The sequence below is a fragment of the Geomonas diazotrophica genome (assembly GCF_019063885.1).
Classification (GTDB): domain Bacteria; phylum Desulfobacterota; class Desulfuromonadia; order Geobacterales; family Geobacteraceae; genus Geomonas; species Geomonas diazotrophica.
In genome coordinates, this window is record NZ_CP077684.1 from 1,957,287 (window position 1) to 1,980,704 (window position 23,418).

Here is a 23,418-nt window from a genome sequence, read left to right on the forward strand (position 1 = left end):
GTAAGCCCCCGTTTCCCGCCGTCATGGGCATCATGCCACCTTGTAACCGCTGACGAGCCTTTGCAGCTTCTGGTTCAGCTCGTACAGGTTGCGGGCCGCCGCCTCGATCTGGCGCGATCCCTCGACGTTCTGATCGCTGGCCTGGTTGATGCTCTGGATGGCGATCGCGATCTGGTCCATGCCGATCGCCTGCTCCTGGGTGGAGGTGACGATCTGCAGGGTGGCGTTTGAGGATTCCTCGATGCTGGCGGCGAGCTGCCTGATCGATTCCCCCGCCTCGCTTGACTGTTTCACCCCCGCCTCGACCGCCTTGCTACCCTGCTCTGTGGCGAGGACCGCGGCGGTGGTCGCCTTCTGGATCTGTCCGATGATGCTCCTGACCTGGGAGGTGGCCTGCTTGGACTGGGTGGCCAGGTTCTTCACCTCCTGCGCCACGACGGCGAATCCCTTGCCGTGCTCCCCGGCCTTGGCAGCCTCGATGGCCGCGTTCACCGCCAACAGGTTCGACTGCTCGGCGAGGTCTGCGACGGTGGCGATGATCTCGCCGATGGCCTGGCTTTGTTCCGAGAGGTTGACGATGCGCTCCGCGATGAAACCCATGCGCTCGTCGATACCCTGCATCCCGCCGATGGCGCTGTTCACCGATTCGCGGCCGGTGCGGGCGATCTGGGTCGAGCGGTGCGCGCTTTCGTACACCTGGCGCGACTTCTGCGAGGTGAGGTCGGTGGTCTGGCGGATCTCCTGGACGGTGGCGTTGGTCTCGGAGATGGAGGTCGCGGTCTGGGCCGAGCTGGAGGCGAGTTCGCTCACCGTGGTCATGATCTCGGCGGCCGATCCGGCCAGGACGTTGACGACCTCGGCGATCTCGAAGGTGAGCTCCCTGAGGTTCCTGGTCATCGCCTGGAAGGAGTTGCCGAGACGGTCCTTGGGGGAGGCGGCGAGCACCTCGATGGTGAGGTCGCCCGATGCGATGCGGTCGGCGTTGTCGGCAAGGGTGTTGAGCGACGCCACCATGTCGCGCATCGCCTTGCCGAAGACGTCGGCCTCGGAGAGAGGAACGACCTCCACGTCGAGGTCTCCCAGGGCGATGCGGTTCGCGGTCTCCCCCATGCCGCGCATCGACTGGACCACCTTGCCCATGGCCCTGAGGAGCTGTCCGAGCTCGTCGGGGGAACTGCTGCCGATCTCGACGGAGACGTCCCCCTGGGCCAGCCGGTCGGCGGCCTGCACCGCGTCGGTGAGCGGTCTCGTGATGGAGGCGGTGATGGCGAAGGCGATGACCGCGGCCAGAATGCAGGCCAGGGCCACGAGGACCGCGGTGATGGCGAAGGTGAAGCGCTGGTTCTTGCTGGATTCGGCGGCGAATCTCTCGGCGATGGAGTAGGAGTCCTTGAGCACCTCGTTCACCTGTGCGTCGATCTGGGCGACCGTGCGCCGGGCGTATGCCTTGTGAAAGGCGATGGCCTCCTTGACCTTTCCCTGTTGCGCCAGGACGATGGTCTTGCCGCGGACCACCTTCCACTGGTCCATCGACTCCCTGATCTGATCGATCTTGGACTTGTCACCCGGTACGCGTTCCCTGGCCAGCGCCAGTTGACGGTAGACGTTCTTCTCGCAGCTCTCTATTTCCGCGATCGACGCCTCCATGTCCTCCCGGTCGCTCGCGTAGAGTATCACGTCCTTCATGCCGCGATGCATGCGGGTGATGTTGGTGTCCACCTGCTGGATGGCGTTGGTCACGGCGAAGGGGTGTTCGTAGAACTCGCTCAAAAGGTCGCCTTCGGCGGCGAGGTTTTTAAGGGAAAGCGCCCCGATCAGGATCAGGAACAGGACCAGCACGGAAAAACCGGCAACCAGTCGGGAACGGATCTTCAGATTACTCAGCATGGAACCCCCTATGAAACAGGTCAAGGATGAAACAGGTCAAGGTTTAGGTTGAGGTTGAGAAAACTCACAAACGCAAACCTTGACTGCAAAAATGATTAACTAAGCTGGACAACCTCAACCTCAACCTCAACCTCAACCTGGCTTTTCTACCCTACCTCTTCGTGCACCACCATGCGCGGGTCGGCCAGTATCCTCCCCATGTCCAGCAGGGCCAGGCGCTCGGCGGTCACCCCCGCGACGAACTCCTCCCTGGGCCCGGCAAAGGTGTCGGGAGTCGGGAGAAGATCCGCAGCCGATACGGATCTCGTGCCGACGATGCTGTCGGCCAGCACCCCGAACTCCATCCGTTCGTCTCCCACCACAATCACCCGGTTCAGGTCCGAAAGCCCCAGCGCGGGGAGTTCGAAAAAACGGCGCAGGTCCACGATGGAGATGATGCGGCCGCGCAGGTTGGTGATCCCCAGTACGAAGGAGGGGGCGCAAAAAAGCGGCGTGAAGTCCGTGAGCGGCAGGGTTGCCGCTATGTAGGAGAGCTCGATGGCGTAGCGCTCCCCGGACAGGAGGAATTCAAGGCAGTCGATGCCGGTCCCATCCGCGGCAGGCTCCTTTTTCAGGCTCAACTGGCGCGCCCGTTCCAAAAGGAGCGCCTGCTCGCGCACCGGGTCGTCGGAGGGCGCAACCGCCGCCTGGAAGGCGGCCTCCTGGCGCTTTAGCAGTAAGGCCCAATCTATGCTGGAACTCTTCAGTGGCATCCGCCATCTCCCGAAACTGTCGTGCCGCCGGTTTTACCTGCGGTTCAACCCGGCGATCATCCCCTTGATCAGCTGCGTCAGCATCCCTGCCGTGATCCCTTCGGCCTCCGGCAGGACTTCGGCAGGGTCGTGCCGCTGCAGCAGGCGCAGGGCGTTGGCAAAGCTCTGGGCCGCATCGCGAAATTCGCCCCGCTTGCGGCACAGGTTGCCCAGGGCGAAGTAGGCGAGCAGGTAGTCGTGGTCCAGGTAGAGCGCGCGCTTCAAGGAGGCTTCCGCGCCGGCATCGTCGCCCAACTGCTCCAGGATCATGGAAAGCAGGTAATGGGTACGGACGTCAAGGCGCTCCAGCAAAAGCGCCTTTTCGCATTGTTCACGGGCCTCCTGGTATCGCCCAAGGTTCGCGTAGCAGCGCGCCGCGAGGGCAAGGCTCTCGGGGAGGTGCGGCGCGGAGAGGGCAAGACGGGCGGCCTCATGGTACTCTCCGGCATGGTACGCGGCACGAGCCAGCGCGACGCTTTCGGGACGCTGGTCCGCCTGCAAAAGAGAAGCGCCGGAGGAGGGTGGGTGCCCCGCCGGGGAGGCGCCGGCCGGAACTGCGCCAGCGACCGGGGCCTGCGGCGCGACGGCGGGTGCGGCCGGCTGCTGCGTTTTCCGGCGCGGTTCACCTTTTCTCAGCAAGAGCGCCCCGTCGAAGTAATGGCAGCTGAAGCCGCGCAGCCTCTGGTGGTCCACCTCGGTGGGGCCGACGAAAAGCCACCCCCCCTGTTTCAGGGCGGCATGAAACAGGGCCACCGTCTTTTCGATCAGCTCGGCATGGAAGTAGAGCATCACGTTGCGGCAGAAGATGATGTCCACGCCGCCGGTGAGCGCGTTTCCCGCGTCGGCGGCAAGGTTCATCTGGCTGAAATGCACCATCTGCCGGATGCGGGGGGCAACCTCGAACTGACCGTCCCCCAGGGGGGTGAAGTACTCCATGAGCCATTCCGGGGCGTTTCGGAAGGACCATTTTCCGTACACCCCTCTCTGGGCACGTTCCAGCGCTTCTTCGTTGATGTCGGTGCCAAGGAGCGTGATCTTCCAATCGGGCAGGTCCTGCAGCAGGCGGCTCAGGATGATAGCGATGGAGTAAGGCTCCTCGCCGGTGGCACAGCCGGCGCTCCAGATCTTGAGGGTCTTGCCGCCGCGGCGCCGTGTATCGATGAGCGCCGGGAGCACCTGCCGCTCGAGCACGCGGTAGCTCTTGGGGTCGCGCAGGAAATACGTTTCGCCGATGGTCAGGGCGCCGGAGAGCGCCTTCAGCTGTTCCTGGGACAGCGGGGCGGCCATGAGCTGGAACAGGTAGTTATCCAGGTCCTCGAAACCGGCCTCCCGCGCCAGGGCGGACATCTTTTGCGCGAGCTCGCGCAGTCGCGTCTCGGGAAAATGCAGCCCCATGTTCCTGGCTATGAACCGTGCGAAAGTCGGCAGGGAGTGGTGGTGATCGTCGCCCACGCTACACCTTTTCCAGCGCCGCGCGGATCTGCGCCTCTTCGTCGGGGAAGAGCAGGGTATCCAGGTCGTGGATCAGCACCAGCCCCTCCGTGGTCCTCGTAACGCCGGCCAGGAATTCAGTGCCCGCCACGATCTCGTCGGCCGAAACCGGCGAACCGGCAGCCTGCTGCAGCACCCCCTCGGTGCCGTCCACGTGCAGGGCCAGTTGGAGCCTCCCGGTATGCGCCACGACGAACTGGTCTTCGCACCCGATGCCTCGCTCCGGCAACCGGAACCTTTTTCTCAGGTTTATGACGGGGATAACTTCCCCTTGCAGATCGAGGATGCCGAGCACGACGTCCGGGGCATGGGGAATCGGGGTGGGCGCGGCCGCCCTGATGACCCTGGTGACCTGATCCAGGCTCAAAGCGTAGCGTTGGCCGTCGAGGGCGAAGATGAGCAGGTGGATCGTGTCTATCGGTCTTCTCCAGGTGCGACATCAATACGGCGCTTTAATTTACCGCGGTGCGGGTTTCTATTCAAGCGGATTGTTGCGATTTAATGACTGAACGTGTGATTTTTCGCTATTGAAGTTTCTGCATGGAGTATGGGACGGGGGGCTTTTTTCTAAAAGGACCGATTTGGAGGATGTGGAGGGGGGCGGGGATACAGTGGCCGGCGTCACTGTGACAATCCCGGCCGGTGTAAAAACAATGAGCCCTCTAAAAAGACAGTATCAAAGGTGAAGCGGCTCAACCTGTTCTGCGCTGTAAAAACTCCTGCGCGTACCGGTGCACCTCGGGCAGGAATTCCAGGAAATCCTCTTGCAAAGCGTGGTAGTTGCGGGTAAGCTCCCTGCCGCCACCGGCCAGTGGGTTGGACCGCTTCACGCGCCTGGACATCCGCTCCAGGGCGCCGGCAACCCCGTCGGTGGTGAGGTAGGAGGGGATCATGTCCTCGAATATCACCGGGACCAACCTCTGCAAGGGTTCCGGCAGCAGGGACCGGTTCCCTTCGACGATCCTCCTGACGCGCTTCAGGTAGACCGGCAGCGGTTCCTGGTGCCATTGCCCCCAGCCGGTGGCCAGGAAGTGGTCGTAGTAGAGGTCGACCAGGATGCCCCGGTAAAGCCCGAACTCAGGCGCGATGCGCAGGCGGCTGTTGGTGAAGCCTTGGTGCTTCTGGGCGAAGGAGTCGATGCGCCGGTGCAGCTCCAGGCCTTGGCGCAGGGGCTCAGGGAATCGGTCGGCGAGCGGTCCCTTGACGAAGTCCCCCATGAAGTTGCCGGTGAGGGTGGCGGGGTCGTCGCCGGACAAGTAGAGATGGAAGAGGTAGTTCATGGCAAGTGATGATACCAAAACCTCGGCAGAAGGGGTAGGGGGAGTGACATGCTCGGTGCGCTGACCGGCGACATTGTCGGCTCCATCTACGAGTGGAACAACATAAAGACCACGTCCTTCCCGCTGTTCCAGGACCACTGCCGCTTCACCGACGATACGGTGCTCACCGTGGCGCTGGCCGACGCGATCATGGGGGGCGAGCCGTACGCCCAGGTGATGCGGCGCTACTATCGCAGCTACCCGGATGCCGGGTACGGCAAAAACTTTGCGCTCTGGGCCGCAAGCGAGGACGCCGCCCCCTACCAAAGCTGGGGCAACGGCTCCGCGATGCGCATCGCGCCTGCTGCCTGGGCCTTCGATTCCCTTGACGACGTACTGCAAAAGGCCGAGGAGTACACCCTTCCCACCCACGGCCACCCCGAGGGGGTGAGGGGCGCGCAGGCCGCGGCAGCCGCGATCTACCTCGGGCGCAGCGGCGCCGGCAAGGAGGAGATACGCAGCTTCGTGAGCGGACGCTTCGGCTACGACCTATCGCGGAGCTGCGACGAGATCCGTCCCGGTTACCGCTTCGACGTCTCCTGCCAGGGGACGGTGCCCCAGGCGCTGGCCGCGTTCTTCGATTCAGAGGACTTCGAGAGCGCCCTGCGGCTTGCCGTCTCGCTTGGAGGTGATTCCGATACCCTGGCCTGTATCGCCGGCGGTGTCGCGCAGGCCTTTTACGGCGGGGTTCCGTTCCCGATTGCCCAAAGGGCGCTGCGCTTTTTGGACGAGCCGCTGAGAAGGGTTACCTTGGAGTTCGAGGCGCGTTTCGTTGCCGGGCGCTGTTTCAGGCGCTGAGGCGAGGTAAAGGGGAGACGCGGCTCTCGCGCAGCGCTTCGGGGGCAATTACGGCAGGGACCAAAAAAGAAAGGCCGGTGCACCCGCGCAATGTCCGCGGGGTGCTCCGGCCGGTTGGTGAGCTGCAGCGTCCTGTTCAGGCGCCGCCGTGTTCGAGGTTCCATTTCTCCCTGGCAAAGCGGTAGCCGTCCTGCATTTCTTCGTCGATACCGTACGGATTGCTTGCCTGCGCCGTTTCAGTGGCGGCGAGGGATGCAGGCGTTTCCCCGGCTTCCTCGATGCAGGCCTCCGGGAGAATGGAGGTCAGCATCTCTATGATCTGCTGCAGCCGGTCCAGCACCTCGTTCTTGAAGGTCTCGTCGTCCATGTGCGTCCCCGATGGGGGCGCCGCCTTGCCGTCGGCAGGGGATCCGGCACCCTAGGTGTGATGACGCGAACGATTATACCGTAGGAACGGGAACCATCCAGTTACTTCATCAACTGTTTGCCGATGTCGAATCCCTTGCCCACCGGCTCGCCCAGGCCGTAGTAGACGCGGTTGGTCGGGCTGTAGATGAGCGGCAGCACCCTGGCCGGATCGGGGAGGCCGTTGGCGTCGAGGACCGACTCGTCCGCCTTCACATCAACGATCTCGCCGATGAACTGGGTGTGCACCCCGATCTCCACCGTTTGCAGCAGGCGGCACTCGATGACGAGCGGGAATTCCGCGACGTAAGGGGCATCCACCAGATCGCTCTTCACCGCGGTGAGTCCCGCCTGGGCGAACTTGTCCTCGTTCTTGCCGGACGCGATCCCCGCGTAGTCGGCCGCGACGGCGAACTGCTGCGACGGGATGTTCACGGTGAAGGCGCCGCGCCTTAGGATCGCGTCGTAGCTGTAGCGCGATTTGCGCAGGGAGATGGTGACCGCTGCCGGGTCGGAGCTGCAGACGCCGCCCCAGGCCACCGTGGCGAGGTTCGGCTTGCCCGCCATATCGTAACTGCCTACCAGCCAGACCGGGGTCGGCATGGCGTGGGTCCCTTTCCCCAAACTCTTTTTCATATGGCCTCCATGACCTTTACTTGAGGATGTCCGACAGCAGTTTCCCGCCGACGCCGATGTTTTCCCGCTCCATTTCCTTGATGAAGACGATGAACTTGTCCGCGGGGATCTGGGTGACGGAACTGGCTGCGTCGGTCAAGGCCTGCACCAGTTGGCCCTTTTTCTCTTTGTTCTCGATGGTACCGAGGTCGATGGTGATGACGGGCATGTGCAACTCTCCTTGTGGCGGGTGTAGTAGTGGAAAGGTGGTCAATGTAGCAAATATCGGCCATGACATCAACAGCGGGATCCGGTGCCCGATCCTCGCGCGCCGCGCCAGGCATTACCCGCACGGGTAAATGTCCGCTTATTCCGCCGCGAAGCCAACGTGAAGACTAGGGAGTGTGCCGCAGACGTGGTATAGTCCACCGATTCGGCAACGACAAGGAAGAGGAAGATGGCAGAGATCAAGGAATCAGAAATAAAGGTGGAGTTTTACCGCGCTTCGGGACCGGGGGGGCAGCATCGCAACACGACCGACTCTGCCGTGCGCATCCGGCACCTCCCGACCGGGATCGTGGCGCAAGCCAGCGAGAGCCGTTCCCAGGCACAAAACCGGGAGACGGCCCTTCAGCGTCTGGCCGAGCTGTTGCGCAGGCGCGAGCAGAAGAGGAAAAAGCGGATCGCCACCAAGGTGCCGCGCGGCGCCAAGGAAAAGCGGCTTTCCGACAAGAAGGCGGCTTCCGAGCGCAAGAGACAGAGAAGTTCGAGGATGGACAGTTGACGATGGATAACTGAAACCGCTTCCTCCCGATCGGGCATGAAACGGCACTCTTGTTTTGTCTGATCTGAAGGTCTGGGCGAATGATTATTCGCCCCTACAGTTTGGACGCCTGGCTCTCGATGCCTAGCTCTCGATGCCTGGCTCTCGATGCCTGGCTCACGACGGTCGATGGTTCCTCCGGTACTTTAGCTGTCCACCGGCAACGCTCCATTGCCCCGGTACATTTCCAGCATGATGCCCCTGAAAGCGAGCGCTGCCGGCGACAGCTCGCGCCCTTTGCGGCTGGCCAGGTAAAACTGCCGCTTGATGGAGACGCCGGCTACGGGAACCTGGATCAGGGTTCCCTGTTCCAGTTCGTGCTGCACCGACACCGCCGAGACGAAGGATACGCCGATCCCGGCGATCACTGCCCGCTTCACCGCCTCGTTGCTCCCGAGGTGCGCCGCGACCCGCAAAGTGCCGGGGTCGATCCCCGCCTCGCGCAATGCCTGGGCGGCTGCCTTGCCGGTACCGGAACCGGTTTCCCGCAGTACCACCGGCTCACCGAGCAGTTCCTCCTTGCCGATCGCGCTCTTTTCGCCCCAGCGGTGCCCGAAGGGGGCTATCAGCACCAGCTCGTCCTCGGCAAAGGGGGCGAACTCGAGCGTCTCTTCCTCGAAACGACCGCCAACCACGCCCAGTTCCACCTCCTCTGACAGCAGCTTTCCGAGCACGTCCCGGCTGTCGCCCTGCCTCAGCACGATGGTCACACCCGGAAAACGGCTGATCAGGAGGGGGAGGGCCGCCGGGATCATGTACTCCCCCGGTATGCTGCTTCCCGCGATGTTCAGTTCCGCCTCCTCTATCCCCTTGAAACGCGCCAGCGCGACGGGTATTTCCCTGGCGTACTCCACCAGCTTGCGGGCCCGTTCCAGGAGGATCTTGCCCCCTTCGGTGGGAAGGGCCCCCTTGCCGGTCCGATCGAGCAGTTTCATGCCGAATTCGCTCTCCAGTGCGGAGATATGTTGGCTCACCGTGGACTGCGTGATGAAGGTGGCTTCGGCTCCCTTGGAGAAGCTGCCGCTTTCTGCCACCTTGATGAAAACCTCGAGCTGCTTCAGGTTCACGCCCCCTCCTATTAAATATTACGATCCGGGTTATTTGTTTCATCGAATTTATCAATTTGACTCCCGCCGGTCAATTAGTTAATGATGTCACCTGCTTTTCCCGCATCCCCCACCTCTTTCCGACACCCTATTTCAGCGAGAGACATCAGATGGTAGCAGCAGGAATCGACATAGGCTCGACAGGGACAAAAGCGGTCATCTTCGACGGAGAGATCCGCGCCGCCGTCGTCGTTCCCACCGGCTGGGACCCAAAGGCCGCAGGGCTCGAGGCTCTTCGTCGCGCGCTGGAGAGTGCCGGTATAGCCGAAGGGGAGGTACGAAGCATCGTCGGGACCGGCTACGGCCGGGTTTCCCTCCCCATATTCGACAGGAAGGTAACCGAGATCACCTGCCACGCCCGCGGAGCCCACTTCCTTCACCCTGAAACCCGCAGCGTGATCGATATCGGCGGCCAGGACAGCAAGGTGATCAGCGTCGATGAGCAGGGGCGGGTGGCCGAGTTCGCCATGAACGACAAGTGTGCCGCAGGCACCGGGCGTTTTCTGCAGGTCATGGCCGGCGTGCTCGACGTTTCCCTGGAACAGCTGGGGGAACTCGCCGTCGGGGCTACGCCGGCACCGATCTCCAGCATGTGCGCCGTTTTCGCCGAGTCCGAGGTGATCGGACTGCTGGCGCGCGGGGTGGACAAGGGGAGCATCGCGGCCGGGATCTTCCACTCCATCGCGGGGAGGATCCAGGGACTGGCGGGGAAGGTCGCCCTCTCGCACCGGGTCACCTTCAGCGGCGGCGTTGCGCTGAACCGTGAGCTCTGCCGTGCCATCGGTACCACCCTCGGCGTCGACATGTGTGTTCCTCAGGCGCCGCAGATGGTCGGTGCGCTGGGTGCCGCGATCATGGGGTTCGAGGCATGAGGGACGTCTGTGCAGCCTTCGACGAGATCGCAGGCCTCAGGGAAAGAAACGCAATCGCGCTAAAGGTCGCCAAGGACCGCGGCAGGAAGGTCGTCGGCACCTACTGCCTGTTTTCGCCGGTGGAGCTGATCGTCGCCGCCGGCGCGATCCCTGTTTCACTGTGCGGGACCAGCGCGACGCCCATCCCCGCCGCCGAGAAGGTGCTGCCGCGTTCGCTTTGCCCGCTGATCAAGTCCAGCTACGGTTTCGCGCTCACCGACACCTGCCCCTTCTTTCATTTTTCCGATCTGCTCCTCGCCGAGACCACCTGCGACGGCAAGAAGAAGATGTACGAGCTGCTGGGGCAGATGAAACCTCTGCACCTGATGCAACTGCCCCAGGTACAGGACGAGGCGGCGCTCGAATACTGGGTCCTGGAGCTGAAACGCCTGATCACGCGCCTGGAGCAGGCGTTCGACGTGCAGATCACCCCTGAGAAACTGGCCGCGGCGGTGCTGCTTCTCAACGAAGAACGCCGCTCTCTCAAAGCCCTGCAGGATCTGCTGAAAAGAAGACCAGCGCCCATTTCCGGCATGGATCTGCTCACCGTACTGCACAACCGCGGCTTCACGGTGGACAAGCGCGAGGCGATCGAGCTGATCGACCGGCTGACCCGGGAGCTGGCCGAACTGAGCGACCGCGGGGGGTCTCCCTTCAACCTCCGGACCCCGCGCATCCTGCTGACCGGGGTGCCGGTCGGGATCGGCTCCGAAAAGGTCGTGCGCCTGGTCGAGGAACTGGGGGGGAGCGTGGTCTGCTTCGAGAGTTGCGGCGCTTACAAGAAGGTGGATCCGGTCATGCCCGGCAATGACCTGCTCCGTTCCATAGCGGAAAAGTACCTGCGGGTTCCCTGTTCGTGCATGTCGCCCAACACCGGGCGGCTGCAGCTTTTGGAAAGACTGGTGCAGGAGTTCGCGGCGGACGGTGTGATCGACCTTACCTGGCAGGGGTGCCACACCTACAACGTGGAGTCGTTCACGGTCAAGCGCCACCTGCAGGAGACGGTGCAGGTCCCCTTCCTGCAGATCGAGACCGACTATTCCGAATCCGACACGGAGCAGTTGAAGGTGCGTATCGAGGCCTTCCTGGAGGTGATCGGATCCAGGAGGGGAGGGCGCCCTTGAGAGGCTTGCCGCGCGGAGAACTGTTCGACGACTGCAGGTACCATGTCGATTCTGTCATGTCATGTCAATTAAATGGAGGCCACCATGAAAAGCATCACCCGTTTTATCGGCAGCTCGGTCCTTTCCCTGTTAACGCTCCTCTTGCTCCTGGCCGCCGCGATGCCTGTTTTTGCCGCGGATGCCGACTTCAAAACCGTTTCCAGCGAGGTTTTGAGGGACATGCTGGAGGAGAAAAGAGTGTTCACCCTGGTTGATGCCCGCACCAACGACGAGTACCAGGTGGCCCACCTGGTTAACGCGATCAGCATCCCGGACAAGGAGTTCGACAAGAACATCGCGCTGCTCCCCCGGGACAAGGGGGCGCTGATCGTCTTTTACTGCAACGGGGTCAAGTGCGGCAAGAGCAAGAAGGTCGCCGCAAAGGCGAGGGAGGCCGGATACACCAACCTGACCGTCTACGCCGACGGCTTCCCGGTTTGGGAAGAGAAGGGTTACCCGATCGTGGCCGGCCCCGAGTACGCCAAGAAGATAGAGACCACCAAGTTCACCCCGGCGCAGCTCAAACAGATCCTGGCCGAGAAAAAGGACGCCTACGTGCTGGTGGACGTGCGTGACGAGTTCGAGTTCGCCGAAGGGCACATCGAGGGGGCGATCAACATCCCCGCGGAGACCTTCGCCGCCAAGTCGGGCGTGCTCCCCAAGGAGAAAGGAATCATCGTCTACTGCAACAGCGGCGGACGCAGTTACTCGGCCTACCGCAAGCTGATGAAGCTCGCCTATCCCTCCATCTTCCAGTCCATCCTGGCCGAGTGGAAGGAGGCCGGGTTTCCGGTTGTAAAATCCAAGTTGTAACGGCTGTCACTTATACCATCACTTCAAGAAACAAAGGAGCACGAATGAAGAGGTTGTTGTTAACGATGCTGGCGTTTTCCCTTTGCCTCGCCCCTGCCGCCTGGGCCAAGAGCCGCAGCGGCCAGGTCACCGTCGAGGTCGATCTTTCCAAGCAGGAGGCGGGCAAGGAGACCAGGCTCTGGATCCCCTACGCGGTCTCCGACACGTACCAGAACGTGACCGACGTCAAGGTGAGCGGCGATTTCGCCTCTTCCGCGGTTTACACCGACCAGGCCAACGGCACGCCTATGCTCTACGCCCGGTGGGACAAGGACGCCAAGAGCCGCAAGCTGGTCTACAGCTTCACCGTGCAGCGCGAAGAGGTCCGGATCAAGAACCTCTCCGCCAAGGAGCCCGCCTGGAACCGGGACGACTACGCTGAGTACCTGAAGCCGACCTCGATGGGGCCGGTGGACGGCGAGGTGAAGAAGCTTGCGGACAGCATCGTGAAGGGGAAGACGACCGTTCTCGACAAGGCGAAGGCGATCTACGACTGGGCCTGCGAGAACATGTACCGGGACCCGGCCACGGTAGGCTGCGGCAAGGGGGACGTCTGCGAGCTGCTGAAGAAGCCGGGCGGCAAATGCACGGACATCTCCTCGGTCTACATCGCGCTGGCGCGTGCCGCCGGTGTACCGGCGCGCGAGGTGTTCGGCCTGCGCCTTGGCAAGAAGGCGCAGGAGGATGTCACCACCTGGCAGCACTGCTGGGTCGAGTTCTTCCTCCCGGGCACCGGGTGGGTGCCGGTCGACCCGGCCGACGTGAGAAAGGCCATGCTGGTCGAAAAACTGGAACTGAAGGACGCGAAGACCAGCGAGTACCGCGAGTATTTCTGGGGCGGCATCGATCCTTACCGCTTCAAGATCGCGTCGGGGCGCGACCTGGTGCTTAACCCGCCGCAGGCCGGCGCTCCGCTCAACACCTTCGGCTATCCTTACGCGGAAGTGGGGGGGAAGGTGCTGGACTGGTACGACCCGAAGGGCTTTAGCTACCGCATCAACTTCAAGGAAAAGTAGGGGAGGGTGACCTGCCCGACCGGGCCGTGCCGCAAGGCGCGGCCTTTTTTCGTCCGGCCAACGCCCTCACCACGCCCCTCTCCCGGCGGGAGAGGGAGGACGTACCGGGTGCTATGCCCGCTCTTTTGCCTTGTTTCGCCGGGGCGATTGTTGTATCTTCCCCCCCGGTCCACAATAACGAACCAGGAGTTTACCCGTGCAGATCCGCACCGTTATCGCCCTCACGTTCCTGGGCGCCTGCGTCGCAGCGCCGCTGGCCCATGGCGCCGACGTGGCCCCGGCCATCCCGGCACCTGTCGCGGCAGCGCCCATGGCCCCGCCCATCCCGGCGCCTGTCGCCGCAGCGCCCTCCGACCAGGCGGCCGCCATCGCCGCTCTCACCAAGGAGAACGCGCTCCTGCAGGAGAGAATCAAGGCCCTGGAGAGCTGCAGCATCAGCTCCGCCGATCTTGCTGCCCGCAACTCCAAGAAGCTCAAGGAGATCACCGCCGACGTGCGCAGCCAGCGCCAGGCCATGGCCGACTTCGAAAGCTACGTGAAATGGATGTCCGGACACGTTGCCAGCTACTCCAAGTACATCCAGGCCAGTTCAGTCGCCGCGCGTTTCGTGAAATTCTTCCCGATTCCGTACGCGGGACAGGCCTCGCTCTTCACCAAGTTCGTATCCGACTCCGCGGTGTCCCTCGGCGCCGCATCGGTCTCCATCAACAGGTACCTGGGGACCTCGCAGCAGTTCCTCTCCCGCGCCGACGCGCTCGACCCGAACAAGCCCACCTACAACCAGGACGTCTCCGACCTGGTGCGTTTCGCCGACCAGGACCTGCTGAAGGGGATGTCGGAGGTGCAGGACCGCCTCATCACCACCTCCCAGCTCTCCGCCTCCTCGCTCTCCTTCCTGGAGAGCGTGAACCACTACGTAGGCTCCGGCGACGAGGCCCTTACCAAGGCGAAGTCCTTCCTGAAGAGCGACGACAAGGCCGAGAAGAGCTTTTTGGCCGAAAGCACCGCCTCGCTGAAGAACAAGGCGCAGGCGTTCAACGGCAAGCTGCAGCTCTTCGACGCCACCGTCAAGAAGACCGCCCCCCAGATCAAGGCGCTGGTCGCCTATGACGACCTGGCGCGCAGCCTTGATCCGAAGTTCGCCAGGAAGTAGTTTCGGCAGGTAGTTGCAGCTGCCAGCGCCCTCACCCGGCCTTCGGCCACCCTCTCCCGGCGGGCGAGGGGATGTTGTCGAGCACGGACCCAGGGGAGTGGCTCCGACGGCGCCCGTCCCGATATGAAAAAAGGCCTCTCCCACACCGGAAGAGGCCTTTTTTTCATGCGGTATGACCGGCGGGCTAGAACTTGTACCCCAGCGAGAGGGCGACCAGGTGCGCGTCGCTTTGGTACTTGCCGTTGGCCGAGGTGGCCGCGATGCCGGGAAGCCCGTAGATGGTGTTGTTCTTGTTACGGTTCTCGTAGTACTGGTAGCCGTAGGCGACGGCGACGGTAAAGGGCTTGAGGTCGACATCGGTGCCGACGCAGAAGACGTGGGTCTTGGCGTCCGGGATGGAGGGGTCGAAGGTGCTGTCGGGCACAGCGCTGTCCCCGTAGACGTAGCCGGCCAGCAGCGCGACCCTGGGGTCGACTTGGTACCTCCCCCCCAGGTTGAGCCCCCAGTTGTCCTTCCAGTTTCTCGGGGTGAGAGACGAGCTGCCGTTGTCGAGGCGGATGTTCAGGTTCTTGAACTTGGACCACCCCTCCCAGCGCACGCCCGCCTCCAGCGTCAGCTTGTCGATCCCCTTGAAGGCGACGCCTGCGGTGAACTGCGGCGGGAGGGTGAGGTCGGTCTTCCCGCCGCTGTTCAGGACGGTGACCGGCGGCGCCAGCGGGGCGGGGCTGGCAAAAACGGCGTCACCCGATACGTCGACGTAGACCTGGCTTCGGTACGAGGCGCCGACGGTCAGGTGCTCGCAGGGGTCCCAGGCGGCTGCCACGTTGAATCCGACGCCGGTGCCGTCTCCCTTGAACTTCTGGTTGATGTCGGTGCCCGGGGCGTACCCGAGCAAAGGGGTGAGCGCGGCAGAGGGGATCTTGCGCTGCAGCGTCGCGTCGAGCAGCACCACGTCGACCCCGGCGGCAAGGCTCAGCGACGGGAGCACGCGGTAGGAAAGTACCGGGTTGATGTCGAAGGTCTTCAGGTCGGACCTGGTGGCGATGTAGCGGCCGTCCCAGTTGTCGGCCCACTTGGTGCCCAGGCCGAAGGGGTTGAAGATCCCGACACCCGCGCTCACCTGGTCGTTGAACTTGTGGGTGACGTAGAGGTGGCTCGGGAAGAAGAGCGAATCGTCGGAGGACGGGTTGCCGCCGATGGAGCTCGCGTACTCGCGGGAGGAGAATATGGCGGTGGTGCCTACCAGCAGCTGGGTCCCGTCGAGCCGGTTCATCAGGGCCGGGTTGTAAAAGATGGTGCTGGCGTCGCTGGCGTGCGCGGTCACCGCGTTACCCTGGCCCAGGGCACTGGCCCCGTGGGTGAAAACGGCGTAACCGGCGGCATGCGCCGAGGGAGCACCGGCTCCCAACGAGACCGCCGAGGCCAAAAGCCCCGCGATCAGACCCTTCCTGTAGTTCATAGACCCTCCTGGAATTGAAGTAGGATTTTCATTTGTGTCGTATGCGACGTTGACGAATGGCCTCGCCAACGGGTAACATGGCGGTCGTGGTTGACTCCGCCAAGGGGTTTGTGTTAAAAGCCCAGTCATTCAAATCGGTTAACGGGAGCAGTTGATGCAGTCAGAAAGACGGTACCTTATGGAGCACGCCGGAGAATCCCTTCGGCTCGACATGAAGACAGACAACGCTGTGACCGAGAAGCAGGCGCGCTGGGCCGGCCTCACGCCGGGCATGAGTGTCATCGATATCGGCTGCGGCCCCGGCAAAACGACCAGCATGCTCGGGGAACTGGTGCAGCCGGGAGGTCGGGCCGTGGGGGTCGACCTGTCCGAGCAGCGGCTTGCCTTTGCCCGCCAGCACTACGGTTCCAGCACGGTAAGCTTCGAGCGCTGCGACCTGTACCAGCCGCTCGCCGGGGTGGGTCAGTTCGACTTCGCCTGGTGCAGGTTCGTCCTCGAGTACCACCTCTCCCACTGCTTCGAGCTGGTACGCAACATCTCGGCGGCGCTGAAGCCGGGGGGGATACTCTGCCTGATCGACCTCGATCACAACTGCCTCAGCCATTTCGGCCAATCCCCGCGCATGGAGCGTGCCGTGGCCGCCACCATCAAGAGCCTGGAAGAAAACGACAACTTCGACCCCTACGTCGGGAGGAAGCTGTACTCCTTTCTCTACGACCTCGGCTTCCAGGACATCGACGTGAAGGTCGAGGCGCACCACCAGATCTTCGGGGAACTGAAAGAGGTTGACGAATTCAACTGGACCAAGAAGGTCGAGGTGGCCGCCAAGAGGTCGGGCTACGGCTTCGACGAGTACGAGGGGGGGTACGAGGAGTTTTTGAGCGAGTTCCGCGCCTTCTTCGCCAATCCCCGCCGCTTCACCTACACACCGATCATCTCCTGCCGCGGGCGCAAGCCCTAGGCCTCGTGCAGCGCCGCCGGGGGGCTCTCCTCGGCGGCCCGCAGGCGGCAGGTGATCAGCGCCTCGACGATGTTGCTGTCGAAATGGTTCCCAGCCCCTTCCCTGAGCAGGCGGAAGGCCTCCTCGACCCGCATCGGGGCGCGGTAGTGGCGCTGCGAGGTCACCGCCTCGTAGAAGTCCGCCACCGCGATGATCTTCGCCCCCAGCGGTATGTCCTTCCCTTTTAATCCCTTCGGGTAGCCGGAGCCGTCGACCTTTTCATGGTGTGCGCCGGCGATCTCCGGCACTGCCCGGTAAATCCCCTCGAAATTGACCTGCTCCAGGATGTCGCGGGTCTTGTGGCAGTGGGTCTTGACGATCTCGTACTCGAGGTCGGACAGCCTGCCGTTTTTCTTCAGTATGGCATCGGGAACCCCGATCTTGCCGTAGTCGTGCAGAAGCGCCGCCACCCTGATCATCTCCCGCTCGGCGCGGGGGAGTCCCAGTTCCTCGCAGATCTCGTCCGAGTACTCGGTCACCTTCTCGGAGTGGCCGGCGGTGAGCGGGTCCCGGGCGTCGATCGACGCCGCCATGACCTTTAAAAACGAGCTGAACTGGTTCGACTTCGCCTCGTGCAGCTTCGCGTTGCGCATGCTGATGCCGATGACGGGGGCGATCCCCATCAGCAGGGACACGTCGCTTTGCACCAGCGGCCGCTTCGATTTCAGGTTGTCGACGGCGATGATCCCCAGCGATTCACCCTCGCAGATGATCGGGCAGCAGATGAAGGTCTGGGAGAGGAGCTGCTTGGCGAAGTTCTGGCTCTTGCCGGACAGGTTCCCCTCGATGTCCTTGACGTCAGCGACCAGGAAGGGGCGCTGCTCCCGGAAGGAGATCACGAAGACACCCTTGGAGTCGGGGCGGTCCAGGTGGAAGGTGGTCTTGCCCAGAAAGGCCAGCTGTTCGTCGTGGTAGCCAAATCCCGCCTGGAAGACCAGCCTCGACTTGTCCGGATTGCTGAGCAGGATGAGGCCGCGGCTGTAATCGAGGCGCTTTTCCAGGATCTGGATCACGCTGGAGAGGATCTCCTTCACCTCGGTCTGCCTGCTGATCACCTGGCCGATCTCGTTGGTGACCAGGGCGTTGTTGTAGTTGATCTCCATCCGCTTGAACAGGTTGTCGGTCAGGTCCTTGAGGCTTTTCTGGCTGGTGAGCAGGGCGCTCTTTTCGCTGCGCAGCGAGCAGATCTTGATGGCCATGAGCAGGACCAGCGCCCAGGGCGCCACCAGGTAGATGGTCTTCATCTGATCGGCCTTGTAGCAAAAGGCGATGATGATGAAGACGGCGATGGCGGCGTAGTTCCGGGTGAACTGCCAGAAGCCGGCGTTGGTCTGTTCCCAGGTGACGATGTAGCGGCAGACCGGGTCGCCGTTGAACATGCACTCGGGGTGTTCGATGCGGGGGAGCCTTGGTTGGAAGAGGTTGGCGACCGCCTCGAAGAACCCCATCCGGTTCTGGCACTGGTACTGTTCTTCTTGCGTGCCGGGCCTGGGGGTGACCGTGATCTCGTAGCTGTTGCCGCTGAGCTGCTTCGAGGTGTAGACCGAGGACCTGACGAAGTTGCTGTTGACCGTGTCGCCTATGAGGCTGTAGGCGCGTGCCGGACCTACGAGCCCGAGGAAGTACTGCCTGAGGATCCCCATCGCTTCCGGGGACGCCGCGTACCTGCCTGCCTCGCGCGCTATGTTCTCGTTGCCGGTCAGCTTGAGCAACCGCTCGTAGAAGAGGTTGACCTGCTCCTGGGTGAACCAGTGACCCTGGTCGGCAACCTCCAGCGGTGTCATGTTGGCGTAGCTCAGCAAGTCGCCGATGTTGACGAAGTTGTACTTGCTCTTGATGAGCTTTATGTACGTGTCGATAATGCTGCTGTTGTATAGCGGTGTGCTCATCTCGTAGCCCTAGGTACCGTTTGCCGCCGTCCCGTGCGTCTTTTTGCTTTTGTTTCGGCTATGGAGGTCGCCTAGGAACTTGATGAAGTTGGAGGTCTGCGTCTGGGCGTTGAAGGCCCACAGGGTGTACTTCCTCTCGAAGGGGAGGTTGGTGGCCTCGGCGTAGCTTTCGGGGTACACCATCACCGGTATGTCGTTTTGCTGGTACTTGTGCGTGATGATGGAGAGGGCTATGAACAGGATCTCCTTGGGGAACTGTTCCTGGTCCAGCACCAGCACCTTGACGCAGTTGGTGAGGTCGGAGAGGTTGAGGCCGACGTCGGAGACGTTGATCATAACCACCGCCTTCACTACTCCGTTGCGCTTCAGGGTGTAGTGGTGGCGCTGCAGCGAGAAACCCGCCTGCTGGTAATCGTGCGACAAATCGTTGCAGTCGCTCATGCCCGGCTCCAGGTCGAGGGCGTTCAGCATCAAGCCGCCGCAGTGCTGCTCGTAGAACGCCTCGAGCTCCAGCAGGTCCTCGCGGGTGGTGCGGGTGAGACTCCAGGGGCCGGCGAAATTCCAGTTGTCGGAGAAGGTGCGCTGGTAGTGGAAGTAGACGAAGGTGTCGGTCGAGCAGCCCTTCTTGTCGTCCAGATGCTTCTCGAATCCGCCGAAGATGCGGGCGGGGAACCTGTTCTCCGGCTTGTAGTAGCAGATCAGGTAGTCCATGTGGGACGACTTCAGGTTGTAGGAGTCGTTGATCGAGTTGGAAAGGTGGTCGAGGACAATCAGCCCGGCCTGGTTCGACTCGGACTTGTTGGCCGCGTGGTGATGCACGAGCCAGGTCCCCTGGTAAAAGCGCAGCATCGCCAGGTGCCCCAGGATGTTGCCGTGCTCCTGGTAGATGAAATGCCGCGCGATGCCGGGGTTTTCCGTGTAGAGCCTCTTGTAGGTCTCCTTGAGGTGGGTCTTGTTTACCTGCACGAAGTGGTACTTCTCCGGGTAGATGAAGCCTGTGTCGAAGAAGAATTGCCACAGGTCGTCAAGGTCCACCTGGGTGCTCACGTAGGAGTGCCTGTTCTTGGCGAGATAGAGAAGCGACAGCAGGCTTACGTGGTCCCTGATGTCCATGTCCAAAAAGCACAGGCCGCACTTCACCACGGGCGCCTTCTCCTGCTTGGAGGCGTCGTCGCGGTAGATGACCTGGGCGGAGCACTTGGTGGCGAAGCTGTTGCCGATGCGCAGCTCGAGCTCGGGGAGGATCATGCCGGGGAGGAGCACGCTCGACTCCACGTCCTCACAGACCGAGAAGCCGGAGCCGGAGATGTCCAGCACCTTGAGGTCGACGTTTTTCTGGCTCAAGGGGTGCCTGAACACGGCGTTGGGGAGGGGGAGCAGTTCGTGCCGGCAGCTGCGGATCTCCTTCGCCTTGAAGCGCTGCATGCGTCCCTGCAACGGCTCAAGCAGGTAGATCCTGTCCCTGTGCCCGAGGGTCTGCGACGTGATGCGGCACTCGGCGGAGTACAGGGTCGTGCTGTCGTTGGTCAACACCACCTGAAGCGGCGCTTCGCTGTTTATCCAATTGAAGGTGCGGCTGCCGTCGCCCTGGACCTGGATCCTGAAGGAGATGGCGCTGAAATCGATGAGGGTTCCCTGGAAACGGGCCCCGTTTTGGAAAAGCTCCGCGGAGACACCCTGGCACGGGTGGCGCCGGGACTTGCGGTAGTTGACCTCGATGCACTTCTCGGGAAGAAGGAAGACGGCGCCTTCGTCGCTGATGCTGATCAGTTCCGGTGTCGCCGTGATCATGCGGTGGCCGCTGACCACGAAGATGCTCTCGAAGGCACAACCGTTGGTGGTCGCGTTGATCGAGTCGACCGAGACCCAGCGGCATTCGAGCTTGTTTTTCAAACAGGGGAGGGGAACCGCTTCGACCGTTACCGTTCGGGGGTATTTTGTGTGCCGGAAATTGACAAGGATGGAGTCTTCTTGGAAGTTGACGAAATTAAGTTTGTTGATCAGCTTATTGAGCCCGACCTCCTTTTCGGATCCGGGAGAAAACTCTATTACAGTGTCGGGCCGGGCAAATTGTAAAATCTTGCTGGCGTCTTTCATCACTACCTCATGGCCGCCTTGATGACGACTGGAGAAACTATTGGCTGTGGCGTTTTATCAGTGGGCCAATGTTCTCAGTGGGACGCAAAGCGTCCATCGGCTACGCGTAGCGATTATTAGCATGATTCGGATAGTTTTTCACTATTAAAACGATGTGTGACTGAAGAAAAAATATGGTGTCCGGGTGTGAAAGGTGAGGTCGGGATATGGTTCGGCCGGGGAAGGGGAGACGCCGCCGCGATCTTCAGCTTTTCGACTGCAGCGAGGCTTCCAAATACGTGTTGAAATCCAGGGTTTTAGCGAGGTTGCTCTGGGTCTGCACCGGGCGCGGTTCCGGTGCCTCGTGCTTCGATTCTGCCGACTGCGAGGAGGTGCGCGCGGCAACGATCCGGTTGCGCCCTCGCGCCTTCGCCTCGTAAAGGGCGATGTCGGAGGCGTGCACCAGGTCGTTGAAGGTCCTGCCGTCCTCGGGGAAGGAGGCCACGCCCAGGCTCGCGGTGAGGCGCCTGAGGGGGATGTCGCTCTCTCCGGGGAAGCGCTTGCTCTCGATCTCGAAACGGATCCTCTCCGCCACGATCATCGCCTCCGCCTTGGAGGTTCCCGGCAGCACGGCGCAGAACTCCTCGCCGCCGTAGCGCGCCACGATGTCCATCTCGCGCAGCGAATCCTTGATGATGTCGGCGGTGAGCTTGAGCGCCTCATCACCGGCCAGGTGCCCGCAGAGGTCGTTGTAGCTCTTGAAGAAATCGAGGTCGATGAAGATGACGGTGAGGTTCAGCCCCTGGCGTATGCTCCGGTTCAGCTCCTCCTCCAGCCTGCTCTTCAGGAAGCGGCGGTTGTAAAGGCCGGTGAGGGGGTCGGTGACGGAGAGCTGCTCGAAGCGTTCCGACTCCTCCAGCACCTCGGTGCGCTCGATCATGAGGGAGGCGAGGTTGGCAAAGGAGGTGAGCAGCTGCAGGTCGGAGTGGGTGAACGGGCGCAGGTTCTTCTTGTCGGAGAGGTTCAGCACCCCGATCACCTTCTCCTTCAGCTTGAGCGGGATACAGATGAGTGACTTCGACTTGAAGCGGAGCCTGTTGGCCATGGCGACCCTGCTGTCCTTTTCGACGTCGTTGACCAGCAGCGGCTGCCCGGTCTTGGCGACCATGCCGGCGATCCCCTTGCCGACCTTGAGCTGCAGGCAGCGGGCTATGTTGAGCGTCATGCCGAGGGTGAATACGATCTGCATCCCGACACCGTCCTTGTCGATCAGCATGATGGACCCCTGGGTCGCCTCGATGAGATCGGAAGCGATCTTCAGTATGGACTCGTAAAGCAGGTCCTTGCTGTCGATCTGCAGGAGCGTGTCGGTGAGCGACATGAGCCGTTCGGAAAGGGCGTTCTCCTTGCTGCGGGTGGCGTCCTTGACGATGACCGAGAGCTTGCCGGCCATGGCGCCGGCGAGCATGGAGATGAGCAGCGCGGCGTTGGGGAGGATGTCGGTATCGAAGATGGCCAGGAAACCGAGCCGCTCTCCCTGTGCCTTGAGCGGGAAAACGGTGCAGACGGTGGCCGTCACTTCTGGCAGGGCGGCGCGCATCTTGCCGTCCCAGAGCACGGTCTTCTTCGCCTTGTCCGGCGCCACGAAGAGCTGCAGCGAGTCGCCGTCGATGGTTCCCAACTCCTCGGGAAGTCCCCAGACGCCGGTCACCGGGAAGGACTTTCCTTCGGCGTCGGGGAGGGCGACGGCGATGCGCGCGGCCTGAAACGCGGTGACGATGGTCTCGCAGCAGATTGCGATGCAGGCGGTAACGGTGCCGACCTTGTCCAACCTTTCCAGAGCCTGGGACACGGCGTACAGCGCCTCGTCGCCGACCGCGTCCTGCGGGTGCGCCACAGCCGGGAGCTCCTGCTGCGTGCGCGAGGGGAGCCTGTACAGCTCGACCCTGCGCCTTACCTGCTCGGCGACCTCCTCAACCTCCTCGTAGTTCGCCGTACAAAGCGATTCCACGTGAGGAAGCAGCGAAAAGGCATCCCCTCCGTTATGTGCGAGGGATGCCAGCTGCCACAGGTCTATGGACTCCTCGCGGACGCCGTCACCCACCAGGCAGAAATCCTCTCCCGACATGTTGAAGGGGATCAGAAAACCAAAGAAACCGCCGCCATAGCGGCAGACCGAGGGGGTTCCCTCCTCGAAGAACACCTCCATGTCCTCCTCGAAGAAATGCCGCGAGACCTCTCGGCACAGGGGATCCTCGACGAGGGTGGCACAGGATTCGAAACGCCGGGCGGACGCAACGGTGCCGCTACGCCTGCGATATAGCGTAAGGCTGTAGCGCGCCAGCATGGGGAGCTTCTTCAACTCCGTCAGCAGATCCCCAAAAGGCATGTTCGCGATTTCCTGTGTCACAGGGGGGGCTCCAGCTCAAGTCGTAATGTGCCCCGGGGGGCAGGCATCCTTACGTAAAGGATTATTTCTGCACGTTTTGCGCCAAACTTTCATGCGCCGCGGACTGCTGCCGGTGCAGGAGGCCGCTCCCGCACCGACTGGATTATATTTGAATAATTACGGCTTCCTACGACGTCCGCCGCGCGGAATGTTCTCCTTGCTGCTCCGAGACTCCTAACCGGCACCAAAGAGGATGGTGCAATGGTAATATCGGG

General features: G+C 62.4%; 20 protein-coding genes and 1 pseudogene. 8 read left to right on the forward strand and 13 right to left on the reverse strand.

Features of this window, described 5'->3' with window-relative positions:
• Nucleotides 1–30: 30 nt before the first annotated feature.
• The 5 genes from KP003_RS08555 to KP003_RS08575 form a co-directional block, all read right to left on the reverse strand.
• Nucleotides 31–1,887: a HAMP domain-containing methyl-accepting chemotaxis protein gene (locus KP003_RS08555; RefSeq protein ID WP_216499336.1), complete on the reverse strand. Its 1,857-nt coding sequence runs from the start codon at nt 1,885–1,887 to the stop codon at nt 31–33.
• 146 nt (nt 1,888–2,033) lie between these two features.
• The gene (locus KP003_RS08560) at nt 2,034–2,639 is read right to left on the reverse strand and encodes a chemotaxis protein CheW (protein ID WP_216499335.1); all 606 of its coding nucleotides are present in this window, start codon (nt 2,637–2,639) and stop codon (nt 2,034–2,036) included.
• A 33-nt stretch (nt 2,640–2,672) separates the two neighbouring features.
• Nucleotides 2,673–4,130, reverse strand: coding sequence for a CheR family methyltransferase (locus KP003_RS08565; RefSeq protein ID WP_239027639.1), 1,458 nt, complete (start codon nt 4,128–4,130; stop codon nt 2,673–2,675).
• A gap of 1 nt (nt 4,131) precedes the next feature.
• A complete protein-coding gene (locus tag KP003_RS08570) occupies nt 4,132–4,536 on the reverse strand; it encodes a chemotaxis protein CheW (protein ID WP_239027640.1) in 405 nt (134 codons plus the stop codon).
• 325 nt (nt 4,537–4,861) lie between these two features.
• Nucleotides 4,862–5,467 (reverse strand): acyl carrier protein phosphodiesterase, encoded by a 606-nt coding sequence (locus KP003_RS08575; protein ID WP_328758467.1) that lies wholly within the window; start codon nt 5,465–5,467, stop codon nt 4,862–4,864.
• A gap of 30 nt (nt 5,468–5,497) precedes the next feature.
• Here KP003_RS08575 and KP003_RS08580 point away from each other — a divergent pair, with 30 nt between their 5' ends.
• Nucleotides 5,498–6,286, forward strand: a complete 789-nt coding sequence (locus tag KP003_RS08580) for an ADP-ribosylglycohydrolase family protein (RefSeq protein ID WP_216791579.1) — start codon at nt 5,498–5,500, stop codon at nt 6,284–6,286.
• A 136-nt stretch (nt 6,287–6,422) separates the two neighbouring features.
• On the opposite strand, the gene KP003_RS08585 is transcribed toward KP003_RS08580, so the two are convergent.
• The 3 genes from KP003_RS08585 to dmpI form a co-directional block, all read right to left on the reverse strand.
• Nucleotides 6,423–6,653, reverse strand: a complete 231-nt coding sequence (locus KP003_RS08585) for a hypothetical protein (RefSeq protein WP_216499333.1) — start codon at nt 6,651–6,653, stop codon at nt 6,423–6,425.
• A 101-nt stretch (nt 6,654–6,754) separates the two neighbouring features.
• Nucleotides 6,755–7,327 carry a flavin reductase family protein gene (locus KP003_RS08590; RefSeq protein ID WP_216499332.1) on the reverse strand — a complete coding sequence of 191 codons (573 nt, stop codon included), beginning with the start codon at nt 7,325–7,327 and terminating at the stop codon, nt 6,755–6,757.
• Nucleotides 7,328–7,343: 16 nt separating this feature from the next.
• Nucleotides 7,344–7,535, reverse strand: coding sequence for a 4-oxalocrotonate tautomerase DmpI (gene dmpI / locus KP003_RS08595; RefSeq protein ID WP_216499331.1), 192 nt, complete (start codon nt 7,533–7,535; stop codon nt 7,344–7,346).
• Between the two features lie 234 nt (nt 7,536–7,769).
• Here dmpI and KP003_RS08600 point away from each other — a divergent pair.
• Nucleotides 7,770–8,090, forward strand: a pseudogene (locus KP003_RS08600) (peptide chain release factor-like protein); the annotation flags it as partial.
• A gap of 185 nt (nt 8,091–8,275) precedes the next feature.
• Here the strand turns inward: KP003_RS08600 and KP003_RS08605 are convergent.
• A complete protein-coding gene (locus tag KP003_RS08605) occupies nt 8,276–9,196 on the reverse strand; it encodes a selenium metabolism-associated LysR family transcriptional regulator (protein ID WP_216499329.1) in 921 nt (306 codons plus the stop codon).
• 149 nt (nt 9,197–9,345) lie between these two features.
• On the opposite strand from KP003_RS08605, the gene KP003_RS08610 reads away from it, so the two are divergent.
• The 5 genes from KP003_RS08610 (at nt 9,346) to KP003_RS08630 (ending at nt 14,330) form a co-directional block, all read left to right on the forward strand.
• Nucleotides 9,346–10,107 (forward strand): acyl-CoA dehydratase activase, encoded by a 762-nt coding sequence (locus KP003_RS08610; protein WP_216499328.1) that lies wholly within the window; start codon nt 9,346–9,348, stop codon nt 10,105–10,107.
• On the forward strand, nt 10,104–11,270 hold the full coding sequence (locus KP003_RS08615; RefSeq protein ID WP_216499327.1) for a double-cubane-cluster-containing anaerobic reductase: 1,167 nt from the start codon (nt 10,104–10,106) through the stop codon (nt 11,268–11,270). Before KP003_RS08610 ends, KP003_RS08615 begins: the two co-directional genes overlap by 4 nt.
• Before the next feature lie 84 nt (nt 11,271–11,354).
• Nucleotides 11,355–12,122, forward strand: a complete 768-nt coding sequence (locus KP003_RS08620; RefSeq protein ID WP_216499326.1) for a rhodanese-like domain-containing protein — start codon at nt 11,355–11,357, stop codon at nt 12,120–12,122.
• Nucleotides 12,123–12,166: 44 nt separating this feature from the next.
• Complete coding sequence (locus KP003_RS08625) at nt 12,167–13,177, forward strand: transglutaminase-like domain-containing protein (protein WP_217300593.1); 1,011 nt, start codon at nt 12,167–12,169, stop codon at nt 13,175–13,177.
• Nucleotides 13,178–13,373: 196 nt separating this feature from the next.
• Complete coding sequence (locus tag KP003_RS08630) at nt 13,374–14,330, forward strand: hypothetical protein (RefSeq protein WP_216499324.1); 957 nt, start codon at nt 13,374–13,376, stop codon at nt 14,328–14,330.
• Between the two features lie 184 nt (nt 14,331–14,514).
• Here the strand turns inward: KP003_RS08630 and KP003_RS08635 are convergent, their stop codons facing one another.
• Nucleotides 14,515–15,789 (reverse strand): OmpP1/FadL family transporter, encoded by a 1,275-nt coding sequence (locus tag KP003_RS08635; RefSeq protein WP_217300594.1) that lies wholly within the window; start codon nt 15,787–15,789, stop codon nt 14,515–14,517.
• 154 nt (nt 15,790–15,943) lie between these two features.
• Between KP003_RS08635 and KP003_RS08640 the strand changes: the two genes are divergently transcribed.
• Nucleotides 15,944–16,750 (forward strand): methyltransferase, encoded by an 807-nt coding sequence (locus KP003_RS08640; protein ID WP_216499322.1) that lies wholly within the window; start codon nt 15,944–15,946, stop codon nt 16,748–16,750.
• Here the strand turns inward: KP003_RS08640 and KP003_RS08645 are convergent.
• From KP003_RS08645 to KP003_RS08655, 3 genes are all read right to left on the reverse strand, one after another.
• Nucleotides 16,747–18,678 carry an HD domain-containing phosphohydrolase gene (locus tag KP003_RS08645; protein ID WP_216499321.1) on the reverse strand — a complete coding sequence of 644 codons (1,932 nt, stop codon included), beginning with the start codon at nt 18,676–18,678 and terminating at the stop codon, nt 16,747–16,749. The two genes, KP003_RS08640 and KP003_RS08645, sit on opposite strands and share 4 nt — an antisense overlap.
• Nucleotides 18,679–18,687: 9 nt before the next feature.
• Complete coding sequence (locus KP003_RS08650) at nt 18,688–20,571, reverse strand: PilZ domain-containing protein (protein WP_236026931.1); 1,884 nt, start codon at nt 20,569–20,571, stop codon at nt 18,688–18,690.
• Nucleotides 20,572–21,019: 448 nt separating this feature from the next.
• A complete protein-coding gene (locus KP003_RS08655; RefSeq protein WP_216791589.1) occupies nt 21,020–23,143 on the reverse strand; it encodes a sensor domain-containing diguanylate cyclase in 2,124 nt (707 codons plus the stop codon).
• Between the last annotated feature and the right edge of the window lie 275 nt (nt 23,144–23,418).

Excerpts from the sequence above, each read along its gene's own strand:
- KP003_RS08620 (WP_216499326.1), top strand. The coding sequence starts at position 11,355 with ATGAAAAGCATCACCCGTTTTATCGGCAGCTCGGTCCTTTCCCTGTTA.
- KP003_RS08645 (WP_216499321.1), bottom strand. The coding sequence starts at position 18,678 with ATGAGCACACCGCTATACAACAGCAGCATTATCGACACGTACATAAAG.
- KP003_RS08625 (WP_217300593.1), top strand. The coding sequence starts at position 12,167 with ATGAAGAGGTTGTTGTTAACGATGCTGGCGTTTTCCCTTTGCCTCGCC.
- KP003_RS08585 (WP_216499333.1), bottom strand. The coding sequence starts at position 6,653 with ATGGACGACGAGACCTTCAAGAACGAGGTGCTGGACCGGCTGCAGCAG.
- KP003_RS08610 (WP_216499328.1), top strand. The coding sequence starts at position 9,346 with ATGGTAGCAGCAGGAATCGACATAGGCTCGACAGGGACAAAAGCGGTC.
- KP003_RS08555 (WP_216499336.1), bottom strand. The coding sequence starts at position 1,887 with ATGCTGAGTAATCTGAAGATCCGTTCCCGACTGGTTGCCGGTTTTTCC.
- KP003_RS08580 (WP_216791579.1), top strand. The coding sequence starts at position 5,498 with ATGCTCGGTGCGCTGACCGGCGACATTGTCGGCTCCATCTACGAGTGG.
- KP003_RS08560 (WP_216499335.1), bottom strand. The coding sequence starts at position 2,639 with ATGCCACTGAAGAGTTCCAGCATAGATTGGGCCTTACTGCTAAAGCGC.
- dmpI (WP_216499331.1), bottom strand. The coding sequence starts at position 7,535 with ATGCCCGTCATCACCATCGACCTCGGTACCATCGAGAACAAAGAGAAA.
- KP003_RS08640 (WP_216499322.1), top strand. The coding sequence starts at position 15,944 with ATGCAGTCAGAAAGACGGTACCTTATGGAGCACGCCGGAGAATCCCTT.
- KP003_RS08615 (WP_216499327.1), top strand. The coding sequence starts at position 10,104 with ATGAGGGACGTCTGTGCAGCCTTCGACGAGATCGCAGGCCTCAGGGAA.
- KP003_RS08655 (WP_216791589.1), bottom strand. The coding sequence starts at position 23,143 with ATGCCTTTTGGGGATCTGCTGACGGAGTTGAAGAAGCTCCCCATGCTG.
- KP003_RS08635 (WP_217300594.1), bottom strand. The coding sequence starts at position 15,789 with ATGAACTACAGGAAGGGTCTGATCGCGGGGCTTTTGGCCTCGGCGGTC.
- KP003_RS08590 (WP_216499332.1), bottom strand. The coding sequence starts at position 7,327 with ATGAAAAAGAGTTTGGGGAAAGGGACCCACGCCATGCCGACCCCGGTC.